General features: G+C 41.4%; 17 protein-coding genes. 8 read left to right on the top strand and 9 right to left on the bottom strand.

The window, feature by feature from the left end:
• From L8106_RS24250 to L8106_RS24255, 3 genes are all read left to right on the top strand, one after another.
• Nucleotides 1-687 (top strand): RQC domain-containing protein (locus L8106_RS24250; protein ID WP_009787142.1); only part of this gene is annotated, 687 nt, incomplete at its 5' end.
• Nucleotides 688-728: 41 nt separating this feature from the next.
• Nucleotides 729-1,022 (top strand): helix-turn-helix domain-containing protein, encoded by a 294-nt coding sequence (locus L8106_RS33935; protein ID WP_050779173.1) that lies wholly within the window; start codon nucleotides 729-731, stop codon nucleotides 1,020-1,022.
• A gap of 120 nt (nucleotides 1,023-1,142) precedes the next feature.
• Entirely contained in the window at nucleotides 1,143-2,078 is a 936-nt protein-coding gene (locus tag L8106_RS24255) for a phosphoribulokinase (protein ID WP_009787144.1), read from the top strand.
• Here the strand turns inward: L8106_RS24255 and L8106_RS24260 are convergent.
• Nucleotides 2,053-2,271 (bottom strand): hypothetical protein, encoded by a 219-nt coding sequence (locus tag L8106_RS24260; protein ID WP_009787145.1) that lies wholly within the window; start codon nucleotides 2,269-2,271, stop codon nucleotides 2,053-2,055. The two genes, L8106_RS24255 and L8106_RS24260, sit on opposite strands and share 26 nt — an antisense overlap.
• A gap of 778 nt (nucleotides 2,272-3,049) precedes the next feature.
• Between L8106_RS24260 and L8106_RS24265 the strand changes: the two genes are divergently transcribed.
• Complete coding sequence (locus L8106_RS24265) at nucleotides 3,050-3,610, top strand: hypothetical protein (RefSeq protein WP_023064592.1); 561 nt, start codon at nucleotides 3,050-3,052, stop codon at nucleotides 3,608-3,610.
• Between the two features lie 115 nt (nucleotides 3,611-3,725).
• Here the strand turns inward: L8106_RS24265 and aspS are convergent, their stop codons facing one another.
• Nucleotides 3,726-5,528 carry an aspartate--tRNA ligase gene (aspS, locus tag L8106_RS24270; RefSeq protein WP_009787148.1) on the bottom strand — a complete coding sequence of 601 codons (1,803 nt, stop codon included), beginning with the start codon at nucleotides 5,526-5,528 and terminating at the stop codon, nucleotides 3,726-3,728.
• A gap of 226 nt (nucleotides 5,529-5,754) precedes the next feature.
• Between aspS and L8106_RS24275 the strand changes: the two genes are divergently transcribed.
• The gene (locus tag L8106_RS24275) at nucleotides 5,755-6,177 is read left to right on the top strand and encodes a secondary thiamine-phosphate synthase enzyme YjbQ (protein WP_009787149.1); all 423 of its coding nucleotides are present in this window, start codon (nucleotides 5,755-5,757) and stop codon (nucleotides 6,175-6,177) included.
• A gap of 148 nt (nucleotides 6,178-6,325) precedes the next feature.
• On the opposite strand, the gene L8106_RS24280 is transcribed toward L8106_RS24275, so the two are convergent.
• From L8106_RS24280 to L8106_RS24290, 3 genes are all read right to left on the bottom strand, one after another.
• On the bottom strand, nucleotides 6,326-8,275 hold the full coding sequence (locus L8106_RS24280; protein ID WP_009787150.1) for an alpha-amylase family glycosyl hydrolase: 1,950 nt from the start codon (nucleotides 8,273-8,275) through the stop codon (nucleotides 6,326-6,328).
• Between the two features lie 262 nt (nucleotides 8,276-8,537).
• Entirely contained in the window at nucleotides 8,538-9,041 is a 504-nt protein-coding gene (locus L8106_RS24285; protein ID WP_009787151.1) for a heme-binding protein, read from the bottom strand.
• A 45-nt stretch (nucleotides 9,042-9,086) separates the two neighbouring features.
• Complete coding sequence (locus L8106_RS24290) at nucleotides 9,087-10,028, bottom strand: thermonuclease family protein (RefSeq protein ID WP_009787152.1); 942 nt, start codon at nucleotides 10,026-10,028, stop codon at nucleotides 9,087-9,089.
• Between the two features lie 77 nt (nucleotides 10,029-10,105).
• On the opposite strand from L8106_RS24290, the gene L8106_RS24295 reads away from it, so the two are divergent.
• The 3 genes from L8106_RS24295 to L8106_RS24305 are packed head-to-tail and all read left to right on the top strand — an operon-like array spanning nucleotide 10,106 to nucleotide 12,027.
• Nucleotides 10,106-11,275: an endonuclease NucS domain-containing protein gene (locus L8106_RS24295; RefSeq protein ID WP_009787153.1), complete on the top strand. Its 1,170-nt coding sequence runs from the start codon at nucleotides 10,106-10,108 to the stop codon at nucleotides 11,273-11,275.
• Nucleotides 11,276-11,320: 45 nt separating this feature from the next.
• Nucleotides 11,321-11,611, top strand: coding sequence for a hypothetical protein (locus tag L8106_RS24300; RefSeq protein WP_009787154.1), 291 nt, complete (start codon nucleotides 11,321-11,323; stop codon nucleotides 11,609-11,611).
• Nucleotides 11,608-12,027: a PIN domain-containing protein gene (locus tag L8106_RS24305; RefSeq protein ID WP_009787155.1), complete on the top strand. Its 420-nt coding sequence runs from the start codon at nucleotides 11,608-11,610 to the stop codon at nucleotides 12,025-12,027. Before L8106_RS24300 ends, L8106_RS24305 begins: the two co-directional genes overlap by 4 nt.
• A 25-nt stretch (nucleotides 12,028-12,052) precedes the next feature.
• On the opposite strand, the gene L8106_RS24310 is transcribed toward L8106_RS24305, so the two are convergent.
• From L8106_RS24310 to L8106_RS24330, 4 genes are all read right to left on the bottom strand, one after another.
• Nucleotides 12,053-12,565: an SH3 domain-containing protein gene (locus tag L8106_RS24310; RefSeq protein ID WP_009787156.1), complete on the bottom strand. Its 513-nt coding sequence runs from the start codon at nucleotides 12,563-12,565 to the stop codon at nucleotides 12,053-12,055.
• Nucleotides 12,566-12,871: 306 nt separating this feature from the next.
• Nucleotides 12,872-14,839 (bottom strand): acetate--CoA ligase, encoded by a 1,968-nt coding sequence (gene acs / locus L8106_RS24315; RefSeq protein ID WP_009787157.1) that lies wholly within the window; start codon nucleotides 14,837-14,839, stop codon nucleotides 12,872-12,874.
• Between the two features lie 1,687 nt (nucleotides 14,840-16,526).
• Nucleotides 16,527-18,023 (bottom strand): GMC oxidoreductase, encoded by a 1,497-nt coding sequence (locus L8106_RS24325; RefSeq protein ID WP_009787159.1) that lies wholly within the window; start codon nucleotides 18,021-18,023, stop codon nucleotides 16,527-16,529.
• A 131-nt stretch (nucleotides 18,024-18,154) separates the two neighbouring features.
• The gene (locus tag L8106_RS24330; protein WP_009787160.1) at nucleotides 18,155-18,775 is read right to left on the bottom strand and encodes a heme-copper oxidase subunit III; all 621 of its coding nucleotides are present in this window, start codon (nucleotides 18,773-18,775) and stop codon (nucleotides 18,155-18,157) included.
• Between the last annotated feature and the right edge of the window lie 61 nt (nucleotides 18,776-18,836).

Raw genomic sequence — 18,836 nt, forward strand, 5'->3', positions numbered from 1 at the left:
ATTTTAGGTTATTTTGGGGAGAAATTTCCGGGGAATTGTGGGCAATGTGATAATTGTCGTGAAAGTAAGCCGATTGAAGATTGGACGATTGAAGCGATGAAGTTTTTATCTTGTGTCGCTCGCTGTAAGGAACGTTACGGAATTAGTTATATTATTGATATTTTACGAGGTTCAAAAAGTCATAAAATTCTGGAACGAGGACATCATAAACTTTCAACCTATGGGATCGGAAAAGATCACACCGTTGATGAGTGGAAAAGCTTAGGGCGATCGCTTCTTCATCAAGGGTTGCTTGACCGGACAACAGATGGTTATGGTATCTTGAAACTAAATGCTTGTAGTTGGGAAGTGATGCAGCGTCAACGACAAGTTAAAATTGCGATTGCTCAGAAACGGAATTTAGATATTCAAACCCGTTCACTGGCAGCAGAAGTTGAGATGTTATTTGATCACTTACGTCAACTTCGCAAAACGATCGCCGATGAGCAATTGATTCCCCCCTACATGGTGTTTCCCGATTCTACACTACGAGCTATGGCACAACAACGTCCGGTAACATTAGAGGCTTTTTTAGAGATTTCAGGGGTTGGAAACCATAAGTTGAGTCGCTATGGAGAACGGTTTGTGAGTGCTATTCGTAACTATTGTGAAGAACAAGGTCTTTCTGGGGGATCAACATCTCCCTAAAATTTATGATTCCCAATTTTAATTCATCAATAAATAGTCAAATGTATACTTTACAATTGCATCAGCAAGGGTTGAGTATTCAGGAGATTGCCCATCGCCGAAATGTATCTGAAAGTGTGGTTAGTGGGCATTTAATCAAGTTAATTGGAACGAGCCAATCTGTCGATATTAATCGTTTGGTTTCATTACCTCGCCAGCAAGCCATTACTGAAGCCATAGGAGCAGTTGGAGATACAAGACTTCAAATTATTTATGAGTATTTAGGTGAGCAATATAGTTATGATGAAATTTGCTTAGTTAGAGCGGCTTTACGCCAGTATCGTATGGAATTTTAGCAGAATTGATTGAATACGAATCTAGATTTAAAATATTGCTGACTCTTGATTAGACTTGATTTGGCCGACCTTCCCCCCTAAAATGATCCCATTAGGCTACCGTTCGGCAAAGGGAGCAAGATGAGCAATCGTCCGATTATTTTAGGTATTGTTGGGGATAGTGCAGCCGGAAAAACGACACTAACACGGGGTATTGCCCAGGTTGTGGGTCCAGAAAACGTGACTGTAATCTGTACAGATGACTATCATCGCTATGATCGTACACAACGAAAAGCATTAGGAGTGACCGCGCTGCATCCAGATGCAAACTATCTTGATGTTATGCAGCAGCATCTCACCCTGTTGCGGACTGGACAACCTATTCTCAAACCGATTTACAGTCATCACACGGGTACGTTTGAACCACCTGAGTATGTCAAGCCTAACCGCTTTGTGATTGTAGAGGGATTACTGGGATATTCAACTCGCGGCGCCCGGGATTGCTACGATGTACGGGTGTATCTCGCCCCGCCAGAGTCTCTGCGAACTCAGTGGAAAGTGAAGCGGGATACCATGAAACGAAGCTACTCAGAAGAGGATGTATTAGCCGCCTTGCGTCAACGAGAACCCGACTCCGAGTCGTTTATTCGTCCCCAACGCAAATGGGCTGATGTGGTGGTGACGTTTTATCCACCCGATAATGAAGAAACTAACAGTTCTAATTTGAATGTGCGTTTGGTGTTGCGTCCGACAATTCCTCATCCCGATTTTACAGAGATTCTAGATCAAAATGATCGCTATCCCCTCTCGGCTGTCCGTTTAGGATTGGATCGAGATATGGGTAAGCCTGTGGATGTGTTAGAAATTGATAGTCATGCGACTCTCGAACAGGTGAATTCTTTGGAGATGATGTTATGTAATGAGTTTCCTCACTTGAAGGATTTTTGTAGTGTGGGAAATCAAGAACTGGGTAAACTGACTGGAACGACAGGAGAAATTCTGCAAAGTTATCCGTTGGCGATCACCCAATTATTGATTGCTTATCACATGATTAAGGCGACAAAAATGGTGCAGTAAATGCAGTTTGAGATCGCCGACTCTCCGCAGTTAATGACAAAGATTTGATCCCAGATGGAATCATTAACGGGTCTTGAGGTGCCGGAATCATTTCGCCTCGAAGATCCAGCAGAGAGACTAATAACAGGTAAGCGATCGCTAAAATGATAGAAATTGCACCCGTGAGATAGGCAACGAGTTTGGAGCGTTCCATAGGGATTGTTTACATTTAATTAAGTTTTGTCTTTCTAAAATTAACAAATCCCTGACCATTTCTCAAGGGAGTTTAGCCTGCTTTCTATCGATGCTAACTCTAAAAATACTGTCCATTTGCGAACAAACATACTGAAAGAGGGGGAAGTACCCCCTCTCTAAATATCTCCTCATCTGGGATATAATAGGATCACCTAGTATTCTAAGAAAAGGAGATGCGCCCTGATGGTAGAACACCCAAATCGATCAATTGGTTAAGCATTTTACCCCAAAATAGGGAATCTGTGGACAACTTTGGACACTACGGACAAGTCAGATTGAATGCTTTTGACCAATTAAGGTGTGCGAGTCTATATTGATATTATTGCAGTTGGCTTTTGATTAATGCAAGAGGTCTATTGCAATTACCCACTTTTTCAAAAAGCTATCAATAATGTCAGGTAACAATAGAGGGTTAAACCCCCGAATGATCAGACAAAAATTTCTACCTTGTCTCTTTTCCCGTTGTTAAGGATGATCTCAATTTTGATCATATCCGCCATTAAGTGTTTTAATAGAATACCTTATCCCGTTGAATGAACCTCGCCTACAGCTAACCGATGGGTTGCCAACCCAGGGCTGCACTTACTCCTGTTGATTCACTAATCGCCTTCCCATAAAGGTCAAGACCATAACAAATTTTCCCCAGACTCTGGCGGATTTTGTCGATCTTGTGCAGGATAAAGGGGTTGTAATTCAAGGGAAAGTCCTCAAGTACAAGACGAATAGAGTAAGTCCAGATGACAGCAAGAAGACCAAGGAGAGCCACTAACACCCTCGTTCGACGCCAAGCCACTCCCAAAGAGCGACAGCTTATTCACCTGTTAGCTAACTTGGGCTGTTCGTTGGTGAGATATGGGATGGAACACGCCAATACTAAGGGGATTATCTCAGCACCTGAACGCAAAAGTCTCGCCGAACATCACAACTTACGACTCCAACAAATTCGCCGCATTGAACGGAGTTTAGAACCCGTAGCAACGCTTAAACGAGTCTATTTTAGGAGTGAACTCAGTCCGCGTAATCTCAAATCTCTGAAGTTACTTTGGGTTGATGAAGATAACAAAAGCCGGGTTAAACGGGTTGCTCCTGAACTTGATGAAATCCTCAGTGAAGCTTTAGATCAAGGCGATACTCTCAAACAAATTTTTCACATCACAGAAGTTGGAGAACGACAGTTTGCTCTGACACTAGAGAAAGGAAAAGTTCCGCTTTGGGTTAAAGAATGGGAAGAATCTGAATATGAAATCGATTTCTTTCCGCCCTCTTTCTCCGCCTGGGCAAATATTGTAGACGATTAAGAACATCAGCAGGATATACCCCGGCAATATTATTCTGGGGTAATTATTTTTTTCTCGGTTAAGGATCATAAATCAGGTAGAATGGGCATTGCCCACCCTACAATTTCACTGTAAACTAACTCTTTTCTTCTGACTTCTTCGGTTTATAGGTCGAGGCAACGTGTAATTCTTTTAACTGTTTATCCTCTACCTTAGACGGTGCATTCGTTAACAAACAACGGGCTTGTTGAGTCTTCGGAAAGGCAATCACATCGCGAATGGATTCTTCTCCAGCTAACAACATCACCAACCGATCTAAACCATAAGCAATTCCGCCGTGGGGAGGTGTACCATATTCAAAAGCTTCTAATAAAAATCCAAACTTATTAAACGCTTCCTCTATGGATAATCCAATCGTTTCAAATACCTTTTCTTGAACATCTCGCTGATAAATTCGCAGACTTCCACCGCCAATTTCATACCCATTTAAAACCAAGTCATAAGCCAAAGCCCGAGCAGTTTTTAAGTCCGCTAAATCATCAGGATGAGGTGCAGTAAACGGGTGATGTAAGGCTTCTAAACGCTTTTCATCTGCATTCCATTCAAACATCGGAAAATCAGTCACCCAGAGGAAATTTGTCTGATCTTTAGCGATTAATCCCAATTCTTCCCCAACCACTAACCGCAACCGATCTAACGTTTTATTAACCGTGTTTGTTTCTCCCGCCCCAAATAACAACAGGAAACCAGGTTTAGCTTGAGTTCGTTTGAGGATTTCTTGCTTTTGGTCTTCACTCAGATTATCTTTAATTGCCCCAATTGTATCAAGTTTTCCACCTTCTTTCACCCGAATATAAGCCAAGCCTTTCGCCCCGGCTTCACTGGCTTCTTTAAATAAATCACCACCGGGTTTAATTCTCACATTAGAAAACGCTTCATTCCCACCCGGAATCGGTAATATTTTCACAATTCCGCCCGATTTAACCGCTCCTGAAAAGACTTTAAAACCACAGTCTTTAACCAGATCAGAAACATCAACTAATTCCAAACCAAAGCGGGTGTCTGGCTTATCACTACCATAACGATTTAAGGCTTCAGCATAGGTTAAACGGGGAAAAGGAAGGGGTAAATCTATCCCTTTAACTGCTTTAAAAATATGAGCCACTAACGCTTCATTTAAAGCTAGAATTTCCTCTTGAGACATGAAACTCATTTCCATATCCAATTGAGTGAATTCCGGTTGACGATCAGCCCGTAAATCTTCATCGCGAAAACAATGAGCAATCTGATAATATCGATCCATTCCCGATACCATCAACAATTGTTTAAATAATTGCGGAGACTGCGGTAAAGCAAACCATTCTCCGGGGTTAACCCGACTGGGGAGAACATAGTCTCTGGCCCCTTCTGGGGTGGAACGAGTCAGAATTGGGGTTTCAATCTCAATAAAGTGTTCTTGATCCTCGAGGAACCGACGCATTGCTTTCACAACCGCATGACGGAGTTGAAGGTTGCGAGTCATGCGATCGCGCCTGATATCTAAATAGCGATATCTTAAGCGTAATTCTTCTTTAACAGATTCAGGTTCAGCGGTGGAAATTTGAAAGGGAAGTTGTTTTCCCAGGGCGTTGAGAAGTTCAATTTTATCGGCGTAAATTTCGACTTCTCCGGTGGCGAGTTTGGGGTTTAGAGACTCATCTGGACGTTGAGAGACTCGACCTGTAATTCTGACGACATATTCATTTCGCAGACTTTCAGCGATGTGGTAGGAGTCTGGAGTGCGTTGAGGATCGCTGACGATTTGAACTAAGCCGTGGCGATCGCGCAAATCCAGAAAGATCACTCCGCCATGATCTCGACGACGATCCACCCATCCGCAGAGAGTGACGGTTTTTCCGATATCGGTACTTCTGAGTTGTCCACAGTAATGGGTTCGCATGGCTATCGATTTTTCGATCTGGATTCACATACAAGATTAGCAAAATACCAGTATATAATAGGTGAGCAAAATTGCTGACTTAATTTTATTTTTATTTTTTGAGGGTCAGTCACAAGTCTGCATGGGTCTTTGAGGACAGACACAACTCTGTTAGATGTAGATATAGTGTTAAAAGTGTGTGACGCTGTTCTCTGAAAAGATTGTCCATTATTTACGATTAACGGTTATGACTCACTATCAACAATTAATTCGAGTTTCTACAACTCCCAAGTCTCTCGTCCGAGTCACCCATCAGGTTGAGGATATTGTCTCCAAATCTGGGATTAAAACAGGTTTATGTAGTGTGTTTTTGCGCCATACTTCAGCCAGTTTAATTATCCAAGAAAATGCTGATCCAGATGTATTGGTAGATCTAGAAAATTTCTTGTCAAAATTAGTTCCTGAAGGCAATTATTATATTCACGATGCTGAAGGGCCTGATGATATGCCCGCTCATATTCGCAGTGTTTTGACTCATACTTCTGAACAAATTCCGGTTTCTCAAGGACGATTGGTATTAGGAACTTGGCAAGGTCTTTATGTTTGGGAACATCGCAATCATCGACATAATCGTGAATTGATCGTTCATCTTTCGGGAGATTCTTATTAATTGAATATCTGTAGAGGCGGGGATTTTCAGTCACCCGTCACCCGTAAAAACAGTTTTAAAGTAACAAGGAACAGTCTTTACTTTTGCATGAGTGCCTTTTGCCTTCTTCCTGTTCCCTGATCCGTCGTTCCCTGTTCCCTCTTTCTTGTTAAGATTCTCGACCAGAAGCCCATCGATCTCGCCATTTTACAATCCCTTCACTGGCAATTACCCAACGACGAGAAACTAAATTTTCTCGCAGAGGAGATTGTCCTTGACGGAGCATGGTATACTTATAATTGATTAGTTTTCCGGCACTTTCATTGAAGGGAATTTCTGCAAACCAAGTATTACTATTAATGTATTCTAGGGGATAAGATTTGCCAATATCCCAATTTCCGAGTTCTGGACAATCTCCAATCACAACAATACTTTCACCCGGAAGGGTTTGCACTCCATTTAACTGAACTCGGACAATGGTTTGGGCTTTTAGACGTTCTCCCACATGAGAAAGGACTATAATTTGTTTAGAATCAAGCTGAAGATTGTGTATTTTCCCCTCTTCAACTTCATATTTATTCGGTGACATCACATCGGTATGTTCTCCATCGGGTAAACCTGTTTCTACCGCTTCTAAAACAACATCTTCACCTCGGTTCATCGCCACAAACACTCTAGAATCGCGATAACGACGGGTATAGCAATAAATATCAGGGGTAATATATTTTTGCCATTGACCTCCCATTGAAGCCGCAGGATTGAGTCGTCGCACCCCTGAAAGCAGTCGAATTTCACGATAGAGAGGGCTATTTTTATCCCATTTTTCCATCATCGGACGGTTATAAGGATCATTATTTCCGTAAGGATTGTAATCGCCATTGGTATCATCGTGAAGATACTGTTCAGTCCCGTAATATAGACAGGGAATTCCTCGGGATGTCATGATTAAGGCAACCGCCATATGCAGATAACCGGGATCAGAATTTAAGGTCTGAAAACGGTGCAGATCATGGTTATCGATGAAGGTAATTAATTCGGTTGCGCTGTCATAATAATGATCTTTATCAAGAACGTCTTTAATTAAATAAAATCCCTCTTCTTCACAGTTTCCTAATGCCCGTCGAATCGCGATAGAGAGTCCAAAGTCTAAGATTGACATTCCAGAATTATTGGCAAATTCAACAGAAAGTCCGTCATCTGGGCTAGAATAAATCCATTCTCCTAAGATAAAAATATCGGGTCTATAGGTTGTAATATCCGCAATAAATTCTTGCCAAAACCAGATTGGCATATGCTTGACGGTATCGATTCGTAACGCATCAACCCCGCGATCTATCCATTGTTTAATCGCTGATTTGATATAAGTTCGATACTCGGTATTATTTTCATTAAATGAAGCTAGTCCTGCTAATTCACAGTTTTTAACTTGCCATTCATCTTCCCAGTCTGTGACCTCTCCGTAATGATGATACCAGTGATTAGCGTCTTCATGGAAATCGGCAATTTTGACACCATCATCATAAAGGGCGCCTTTTTCTCCGGCGACATCAGGACTACTGTGGTTACAAACGATATCTAGAATTAACTTCATACCTCGTTTGTCTAATTCTTCAATCAACCGATCAAATACAGTATCTTTTGTATCTTGGGTTTGGTTGAGTGAGGGGTTTTCATCAACTCCAATAAAGCGAGGATTAATCCGTTTAAAGTCTTTTGTCCAATAGCCATGAACGGCTGCACTTTCAAAGAATAATCCTTCAACTTGTTCAAATAAAGGGGTTAACCAGAGGGCGGTTACGCCTAAATTTTTGAGATAATCTAACTGATCAATAACTCCTTGTAAATCTCCGCCCCAATACTTTCCCCAATCTTGTTTTTGGGGATCATAAAGTTCAGGATTCGGGCCTTCATTATTATCAGGATCTCCATCACAAAATCGATCTACAACAATAAAATAAATGGTTTCTTGACGAAATTCGATATCTCGGGTGTAGAGAAACTCTAAATCAATATCTTGTTCGGTTGAGGAGTCTATCGTTTCTTCTATTTTTTCAATCGCTTCATCTTGGCTGATGCGGTCAATTTTTCCAGGTTTTTCTGTGGGCAGTTGTGAAGTCATAGTTGACAATACTTTAGATTTGTTCGAGGAAAATATGTGAGTTTTCTAAGCGGGTATTCTCCTAGACCCTGAATGATGATTTTTGTGAGGATACCTAAATTTAAGTGAAAAGTCAAATCAGTTTTGACGACTTTGAGCTAATATTAATCTAGAGTGATCTTCTTGAGTTAAAAATTAAGCTATCCTCTCAATTTAACATTTTTAGCAAGTCATAAAATCTATCTTTAGATAGATGTAAAACTTCACCTTAATCTGATTATAATCAAGAGACTTTTTGAATGGGTATTTGCACTTCACTATATTTGAGAGATTCGGGTGTCATGGGTGAGTTGTAAAACAACCTTCGAGGCGAATCAACTGCTTGATATTGAGGATTTTGTTGTAACCAACTCTGAAGTTTCTGAAGATGAGTTTCGTAACTTTCCCAAGTATAAGCCCCTTGAATTCCAATACTGACAACCATCATCGCTTCAGTATCTAGAACTTGAACATCAGATTGAACCTGTTGAGGAGAAATTTGAGGACTTGAATACAAAAACGAAACCTCCGCCCGAGAAGCATCTTGATAACGGGCTTCTACAGGTGTTGTCATGGCAATATTATTACTGCTAATATGCTGAAATAAGGGGTTAAATGCTGCTTTGGTGGCTTGGGTTAAATCTCCGCGATGAGAATAGGTTACTCCCCGATAAGCCGGATAATACTTGATTTCAATTACACCTGCTTGAGTGGGTTCAGGAAATCCTTCCGGTAAAGAAGTCGGCATGGCTTGTACTCTATTTTCAAGAATCATATTTATAGTTTAGCAGCTTTATTGACTTTTTTCTCGGGTTTTGACAAGCCTCTGTTTTTCAAGGGGAAAAATCGGACAAAAATCGGAGATCTGTTTGATATCTGTCAAGGTAATTTCTGGTTTGTCACGATACATTACCGCTTGTCCACTCACATAAACATAACCTCGTCCTAAACCTGAATAACGTTTTTGAATGAGTTGAGCTAGGGGTGCATTTTTATCGTTTTTAGCTTCGGGAATCCACAATTTTAAGATATGATCTTTTGAACCTGTATGAATTAAAGCCCCGCTTCCAATCCATTTTGTCACGCCATCTTGTAAATCACAAAAGATGGTAATCCATTCCTCGTTTGCTGCTGCGGCGAGAATTTTAGGATAATCTAAACGAACCGAAAGCACTCCCGCCCGAATTCCATTCAGGCGATAATCTTGAATAATAGAGTCTCGTACTGTCCACCAAGACATTAATAATTCGTAGTTCCGAAAGGCACCATTTTGATTGGTATGATGATCCCAAATAATCCGGTGATAAGCTTGGGCTTCCGCTTCGGCTTCCATCATTTGTTGATGATAAAATATAGAACGACCATATTTAATAAAATACGGACTCCAACCTTCTCTAATTAACCAAGTATTATAGTTTTCACCGTCTTTATGAATATAGCAGATAATCCGACCGTGACTGTCTCTATATTTTTCTAGACAGACTTCAACGGGTTCGTCCCCATCAAATTCTACATCAACCTGCGTCAATTCACCATCAGCATTCGTAAAGTATTGGATTGCCATTTCTGAAGATGCAATTCCCGCATTTGTAACGGGTTTTGTTCCACAGGGAAACGATTCTTCGGTGTCAACACAGTGCAGCCTCAAAAATTCTCGTTTACCATTCAACAATACTTTGAGGGTATCTCCATCAACAACTTTCGTAACTTGTAAGTCTTTAATCCAAGTTCCCACTGTTCTTTAAATACAAAAATTCTAGGTTTAAGTGATGGCTATGATATCATAATTTTAATCTGAACCCTTCCCTTTCTATGCAAAGTTTTGTCACTTTAAGGAAAACTGGCTCATGTTGGGAATTTGAGAGTGAAGAAGCCTTAGAGGATTTTCTCTTTTCTCATCTTGAGGAAATACTCTCATGGACGGTTATCCAACGTCAATACATTGTTAACGGTCAACGTTGTGATCTTTTGGCTACAGACAAAACCGGACGCTTGGTGGTAATCGAGTTAAAAAATGTTGAAGATAGAGGCATTGTTCAACAACTGACTCGATATTACCATGCCTTGTTAGAAGAACAGCCCTTTCGCGATCGCATTGATTATGACAAACCTGTGAATTTAGTGGCGATCGCACCCAGTTTTCACCGAGATAATTTAACCGATCGCAAATATCATCAACTTGAATTTGAGTTTTTTCAGTTTTCTATTGTTCAAGAGGATAACAAATTTTATCTCATTTTGAAAGATATTGATAGCGAGAAAACTTCACAAATTCAAATTGTTTATGAAGATGCGAGAGAGAGTAATCTTCCCTGTCAACCTCAAAGACTTCGGAAGTTTATGACGGATTTTCCACCGAGTAAAAAAGAGACGATTTTGAGAATAAGAGAGAAGATTCTTAGTTTTGATTCTAGTATACAAGAGTTTTCAAGTGTAGGAAGTATTAAATATGGAAATGGTACTTCTAAAAATAGTAAATATTGTGCCGAGTTTCTTTTCAATAAAAGATATTCTCTGGTGTTATTTTTGTGGATACCGTTTAAAGGCGGTGAAAGTAGCCGTATTGGACGGGCTAGGATTTGGACAGATTGGAATGATAAAGCGTTAGTTGAGGGTTATATTTCGAGTGGAATAGGGCTGCAAATTAATAAAAGGAAAAAGGCGATAATGGATTTAAATGGCACAATAAGAACGGGGAGAGAGTTGAAGAAGCTTCAATTAGAAGATCCAACTCAGTTTAGATATAACTATTCACCGCTTAAGAGTAAAACAATAGCAAAATATGAAAAAGAATTTTGGAATAATTATAAAAAGTTAAAACAATTACAAGCCCTAACCTATGAAGATGTCAAGTTATTAGAAGATTATTCAAAATTCTATGAAGAAGATAAAGGAAAAGCAATAAAGATAATACCTTCACCTTATAAAAGTTTAGACTCCTTAATTGACTTAGCCTTAGAAAAATGGCTAGAACGAGTTTAAATTTAATGTGCGCTATTATAGGATAAAAGATTAGGAGTTAAAAATATGAATTGGCAGGAATTACGGAAAGAAGCTGATAATTTACCCGTGTATGAACGCCTGTTATTGGTTGAAGCCATTATTCGTTCACTTTCTAATGAACTTCGACCCAAAGAACCCATACCCGATGAAGTCTGGGAACGTTTGCGAGGCGGACTCAAAACGGATAAAGCTTCACCAACAAAAGGAGGATTAACAGAATTAATCGGAATTCTAAAAACAGATAATCCACCCCCGACAGATGAAGAAATTGAGGCAATTTTGGATAAAAGACTCCAGGAAAAATATCTCCAATGAGAGTTTTAATTGATACGAATATTTTTTTAGATGCTTTTCTTGACAGAAAGCCTTTTTCAAATGATGCTCGTACTTTATTTGAGTTGATAGAATCCGGGGAAGTTCAAGGTTATGTTTCAGCAACAACTGTAACTGATATCTTCTATATTTCCAAAAAAGCGAAAGGTACGTCAATTGCTAAACAAGCTGTTCAAAGAATTCTCACTTCCTTGGAAATATGTGCTGTTAATCGTGCTATTCTAGAAGCTGCTATTGCATCAAATTCAGATGATTTTGAGGATGCGGTGCAGTTAGCCTGTGCGGTTTCGGAAGGTTTGGATGCTATTGTAACTCGGAATATGCAGGGATTTTTAGATGCTTCTGTTGAGATTTTAACCGCAGGTGAATTGTTAACCCGTTTATCTTCAGAAACCTGATCATACATCAACAATTCCAATCACTTCATCGAGGCTGCATGAAACTTCCATCTGAGTTACAAGAGGGATCAGCAACCATCGGAGCATACATATATCCTACCGTAGCGCTACCATCTTCCAAACGAACTTTTAACCATTGGTTTCTGTTTCCTTCTATAAAAGTCAAAGGAGTTCCATTACGAACTTGACGAATAACAGATCCATTGGGAGACTCTCGCAAATTCACATAAGTATCTTTCGAGTCCATCGCATAATCTCTTGTACTTCGCCACAATAATTCCTTTTTCATAAACCCGGTAATATCATCAAAGCGACTATCAAAATTCACTTTATACCAGCCACTTTCTTCGCCAATTACAGAAGTTTTAGACCCGTTAGGAATTCCTCGAATAATATTACCATTCGGTGCGGTTCTCACGTTAACAAAAGTATCATTGCGATCGTAAATCACATAAATATTACATTGTTGTTGACTTAAAGCCGGAGTTGCAGTTAAGGTCGTCATCAAAATAAGAGGAATAAATCTAAAAAGTTTCATCGTATTTTTTAGAAATAAAGTTATTTTGACCTCTCAATCCCCCCTGCCCCCCTTGTTAAGGGCAGGGCCGTTTCGTTGCCCGAAAACTTGATTTGTGGGGAGGTGGGGAGGTAGGGAGGTAGGGAGGTAGGGAGGATTTTTATTAATAAAAAGCTATTTTTCCTCGGAAAAAACTCCTCTCCCCATCACCCCATCACCCTTTCACCCCATCAACCCCGGCAATTTTTAACTTAGAATGAAACAGCCCTGCCTTGTTAAGGGGGGTGGCGAAGCCGGGGGGATCAGGAAGTTGGTGGGGGCAAAACTCTATGCACCACCTCGTAATTTTTCGAGTACACTGCGATCTTGTAAGGTGGAAGTATCGCCACTAATTTCTTGACCTGCGGCCAAATTTCGCAACAGACGCCGCATAATCTTACCTGATCGCGTTTTGGGCAAATCATCAGTAAAGCGAATTTCACCGGGACGGGCGATCGCCCCAATTTCATTAACGACGTGTTGTTTCAACTCCTTGGCTAACGCTTCACTGGGTTGATGTTCCCCTTCTAGGGTCACAAAAGCAACAATATCCTCACCTTTGACCTCATCCGGTTTACCCACCACTGCGGCTTCTGCAACGCTAGGATGAGAAACCAACGCCGACTCAATCTCCATCGAACCCAGACGGTGGCCAGAAACATTAATCACATCATCCACTCGACCCATCACCCAGAAATAGCCATCCTCGTCTTTGTGGGCGCCATCTCCGGCAAAATAAATATATTCGCCGTTTTTGGGTCGAATATGTTCCCAATAGGTTCGTTTGAAGCGTTCAGGATCTTTATACACCGTCCGCATCATTCCAGGCCAGGGATGCTTGACCACCAAATATCCGCCACTTTGGTTCGTAACCGCTTCACCTTCAGCATCGACAATATCAGCAATAATTCCGGGAAAGGGTAAGGTTGCCGAACCCGGTTTTGTTGGAGTCGCCCCTGGTAATGGCGTAATCATAAACCCACCCGTCTCCGTTTGCCACCAGGTATCCACAATCGGACAACGACTCCCGCCAATCACCCGATGATACCAGATCCAAGCTTCCGGGTTAATCGGTTCGCCTACTGTTCCCAACAGTCGCAACGAAGATAAGTCACGGGAATTCGGATGATGTTCGCCCATCTTCATTAAAGCGCGAATGGCAGTTGGGGCAGTATAAAAGATGTTAACGCCGTATTTTTCCACCACATCCCACAAACAGCCCGGGTTGGATGGACGGGGAACCCCTTCATACATTAACGTGGTTGCCCCATTCGATAACGGCCCGTAGACAATATAACTATGACCTGTAATCCAGCCCACATCAGCCGTACACCAGTAAATATCGGTTTCTTGGAGATCAAACGCCCATTTTAGGGTAACGTGGCTGTAGAGGTTATAACCGCCTGTGGTATGAACAACACCTTTGGGTTTTCCGGTGGTGCCACTGGTGTAGAGGATGAATAGCATATCTTCACTATCCATCGGTTCAGCCGGACATTTACCCGAAGCGCCTTGTTGGAGATCATGCCACCAATGATCTCGTCCGGGTTCCATGTGGAGATTTTGGGCGGTGCGTTTGACGACTAAAACGTTATCCACACTGGATGCACCAGTTTGTAAGGCTTTATCGACTTGTTCTTTTAAGGGGACAATGGCATCTTTTCGCCATCCGCCGTCTGCGGTAATCACCAGTTTAGCTTCGGCGTCTTCTAAACGATCTTTTAACGCTTCGGCACTAAATCCCCCAAAAACCACAGTATGGGCTGCCCCAATTCTGGCACAGGCGAGCATGGCGATCGCTGATTCCGGTATCATGGGCATATAGATTCCCACACAATCGCCTTTTTTGACACCCAGTTGTTTGATCACGTTCGCCATCTGACAGACTTCTCGATGCAGTTCAGCGTAAGTCAGAGTACGAGAGTCTCCGGGTTCACCTTCCCAAATTAAAGCGGCTTTGTTGCGGCGTGGTGTGGTTAAATGACGGTCTAGGCAGTTGTAGGAGATATTGATTTTACCGCCGACAAACCATTTGGCAAAGGGAGGCTGCCAGTCTAAGACTTGGTTCCATTTCTCAAACCAGTGTAGTTCTTTTTCGGCGAGTTCTGCCCAAAATCCTTCGGGATCAGCTTTGGCTTTTTCGTAGAGTTGTTTATACTCGTCTAAGCTTTTAATGTGGGCATTTTGGGAAAATTCTGCCGAGGGATGAAAGAGGCGTTTTTCCTGTAGTATCGATTCGATCGTGGGTTGTGACATTTTGAATAATTGTAACTCTGGTTACGGTTCCTATTCTATTGTTTGCCTATAGGGGAACACAATACGCGATCGTTTGATAATTTTTTTTAGATCGTTGAATGAATAGGGTTAATTTTACCGTAAAGTGAGAACAAAATTGCGGGGCGGCTGTGATCCTACCCGTTTGAGAGATTTCCTCTGATCCCGTTCAAACTACTTGACACTCCCACGCCGTAAACGGCGGGGATTCTTGGTTCAGCGAGTCCATTTAATACAGATAGGCTGCCCTATCTGCACCAGAGATGAATTCTCCCCAAGCGTTTTGCTCCATTTCAGAAACCTGTTTGGGTATGCCCTACCCTACAGTTCAAAACCTAAAATCTTGGTTTCTCTGTACTTGTTGCGTTGCGCGCTAATAAGCGTACAAGCTTTCCTGTACGGAACCCCATAACTTCAGTGCGTCAAGGTGCGTTGCCTTTCGGTGACTGGGTTTTTAGTGTGGTTGATTACCCTTTCCACAAAAGAAAGTTTAACATAAAGCCGTCAATCACGGACGGGGCTTGTATCCCAATTTTTTCGGTCAAAAAAGGTGATCAATTATCAATTATCAATTAATGACCTGAAAGTGAGGAAGAATAAGATTATCTTTGTCTCCTAATTTAGAGTGAAACCCCAACTTCAGCACAGCAATTTCAGGGGACTTCACCACTCTCAACTCCTAAAATAGATCAATGTCTAGAATTCGAGTTTACTCTAAATACGGGTCAATACTGTGATTTGCTTGTATTATCAACTAGCTCCATAAATGCTTTTCTTTTGAAGATACAGCAGAAGCTTTCATGGGTTTGAATTTAGTATACTCTAACTTTTTTTGTATGGGTTGTCTAGATGTTTTGTAGGGTTGAATTAGTTTGGAGGTTTCATTGAATATTGCAAATACAACGATACCAACCAGAACTAGAGCAACAGCGACCATATAGATAAATGTAGCTGTAATCAGATAAATTTTTCGGAAGATGCTTTGACAATTCACAAGTTTTTCCTAAAAAAAGGTCAATTTCAGTTTGAAAGGCTCCATAATTTGTGATTGCTTCCCCCATTGTATAAACTTTAACCATCAATCCCGACCTAAGTCAGTGAAGATTTATAAAGTTTATACTGAAAATGGTAGTCTAGCTAGAATATATGCAGCAACACATTTACTCTGTTTTAACAGAAGCTTTACAATATTGGCAATAACAATCCCTTTGATCTTTATATCCGGGGGGTTTATGTAAAGGGAGCAACAAAATTTTGAGTTGAATTGAAGGGGTCTAGGATCAGGACTAGATCATCAATTTCCATAGATTTTACCTTTACACCATCAATCGAGAAAAGTCAACTTCAACTCCGTCCTAGACCACAGTAGAGACTAATAATCAGCAAGCTAGATAGAATCTTCGGTGATTTTACTGAATTATTAGTCTTCAGAATGACATCCAATACTTAAATATTTGCTACATACGATTGGATTGATAGGGTGATGGGGAGATAGGGAGATAGGGAGATAGGGAGAAAAAAGATATGTAGCATCGGTGCTTCGGTATTTGATATAACATTTCAGCAATTCTTTAAACATCATTAAAATAGGGTAAGCACTGCCTACCCTAGTAATCGTTTTTAGTTTTTCAACAATTAACAAATCCTTTGCGATCGCTAAAACTTCCCCTTAATGGAGTAAACTAATGAGATGATCTCCCACCCGCAGGGCATTGGCAATCACCGTTAAAGCAGGCATCACACCCGAACTAGAGGGAAAGAAACTGCTATCAACCACATATAAATTCTCAACATCGTGAGTCCGACAATTGGAGTTCAAAACAGAAGTCTTGGGGTCTTCGCCAAACCGACAAGTTCCACACTGATTTGCCATCACCTGAACCGGAACTTCACCCCGAGGGTAAACAGTCGCCCGTTGTTTGTCAATAGATTTCAACACCTCTAGCCAGCGATAAACAAGACGGTCATGGGCTTCTGCATTATTAGAAGTATAGTCAAGATAAAGCTTATTATCGAACACCCGCACTCTATTATTGGCATCGGGTAACGTCTCTGTTTGCGCCCACCAGCCAATAGAACGCATGGCTAACTGTCTTAGTCCAGACTGGGGTATTGCTTTTGTCAACACAGAAAAAATCGGGGGAGACTCTGCAAAAATAACATCTTGTAACAATCCACCTGTATTGTAAATGTGACCCATGGGATAGGAATAATTCTCATCTCCCCAATAGAAATCATTCACTGCAACAGACCGAGGAAACTGACCCGAATTCGGGGCGGCATCCAATTGGACAATTGCAGTCATTTGTTGTTTCATTAAATTCCGGCCCACCTGGTCAGAACGATTGGCGAGTCCTGTGGGGTATTTTTCATTCGCAGACTGCAACAATAATGCGGCTGAGTTAATCGCGCCACAAGCCAGGACGACGATATTAGCAAAAATCAAACAGGATTGTCCGTTAATTTCTACTTCTACGGCTTTAACTTCCGTCCCTGAACCATTCGTCAATAAGCGAACCGCCTTCGCACCCGTTTTCAGCGTCACGTTCGGATGTTTGAGGGCTAAATCAATCCCATAAACCTGAGAATCACTTGTGGGGTCATCTTCTTGGCGCGTCCATCCCATCGGTAGAGAAGTCGGATGTAGACCTTTTTCCGCAACAGCATCAACCAACTTTTGAATACAAGGGTCGTGACCAATCGCGGGATAAGGATAGTCTGCACTGTGAGGCGGTTCTGTGGGGTCGTTTGTGACTTGACCATGAACCTGATAAAGCTTTTCAGCTTCTGTGTAATAGGGTTCAAAGTCATTATATTTTACAGGCCATTCAGGAGAAATTCCTTCTTGGTGTTTGACTTCTTCAAAATCCCGTTCACGCATTCTCAGTAATGCGGCACCGTAAATCTTGGTATTGCCACCAACTGCATAGTTCATTAAGGGAGAAAAAGATTCACCCTCCGGGTCGTACCAGCGTTCAGGCGCACGATATCGAGCTTTTTTGAAAATATCAACTTCGGCTCTATTCTGCTCCTCTAAAGCCATAAAATCGCCCCGTTCAAGGATGAGAATTTTCTTTCCTGTCGGTGCAAGTTTTTGGGCTAAAGTGCCACCACCTGCGCCTGTACCAATAATAATAACGTCGTAGTGTTGGTCGTCGATAATCATAGCAGTAATTACAGTAAATAGGGAACACCGGAACAGGGAAGAGGGAACAGGAATTATAACTTAGGAGTTAGAAAAAAACTCTTGGATGATTGGTTTTTACTCTCCCCTGTAACCTGTCCCCTATACCCTAATTATTGCCAGATGTAGATGAGGAGAAATAAGACAATCCAAATCACATCAACAAAGTGCCAAAATAACGAAGTCGCTTCAAAACCGAAATGACCTTTATCATAGTTACCGGGATAGAAAGACCGCCCTAACATAATCCCTTGTAACAAGACGCCTGTTAAAACGTGTAAGCCGTGAAAACCCGTTAACAGGTAAAACATTCCGCCATAAACGCCACTGGTAAAGCCAAATTCTAAGGCACTCCATTCAATCGCTTGTCCGGCCAAAAAGTAACTTCCCATCACCATTGTTGTGGCGAGAAACAGACGAAAGATGGTTAAATTATGGCGTTTGAGGGCGAGTTCTGCGAAGTAAATGACAAAACTACTGGAAACCAGAACGACAGTATTAATGGCAGGTTCTCTAACTTCTAACCCCTCAACTCCAGCGGGTAGCCAGTTTACTGTCGTTGTTTTGTAGGCGATATAAGCGGCAAAGAAACTCAAGAAAATAATACTTTCTGACAGCAGGAACACCACAAAGCCAAACATACTATTGGCTTCTTCGTCGTGAACGTGTTCACCAACGGCTTCGTGCAAATATTCTTCTAGCTGTTCAGAAGTTAAGGAACTATTCGTTGTCATAATTCTTTCTCCGTTGGGGCCTATGGTATATGCCCTTATTGTTGATTTGTCGTCTTTGACA

Source organism: Lyngbya sp. PCC 8106, from assembly GCF_000169095.1.
Lineage (GTDB): Bacteria > Cyanobacteriota > Cyanobacteriia > Cyanobacteriales > Microcoleaceae > Capilliphycus.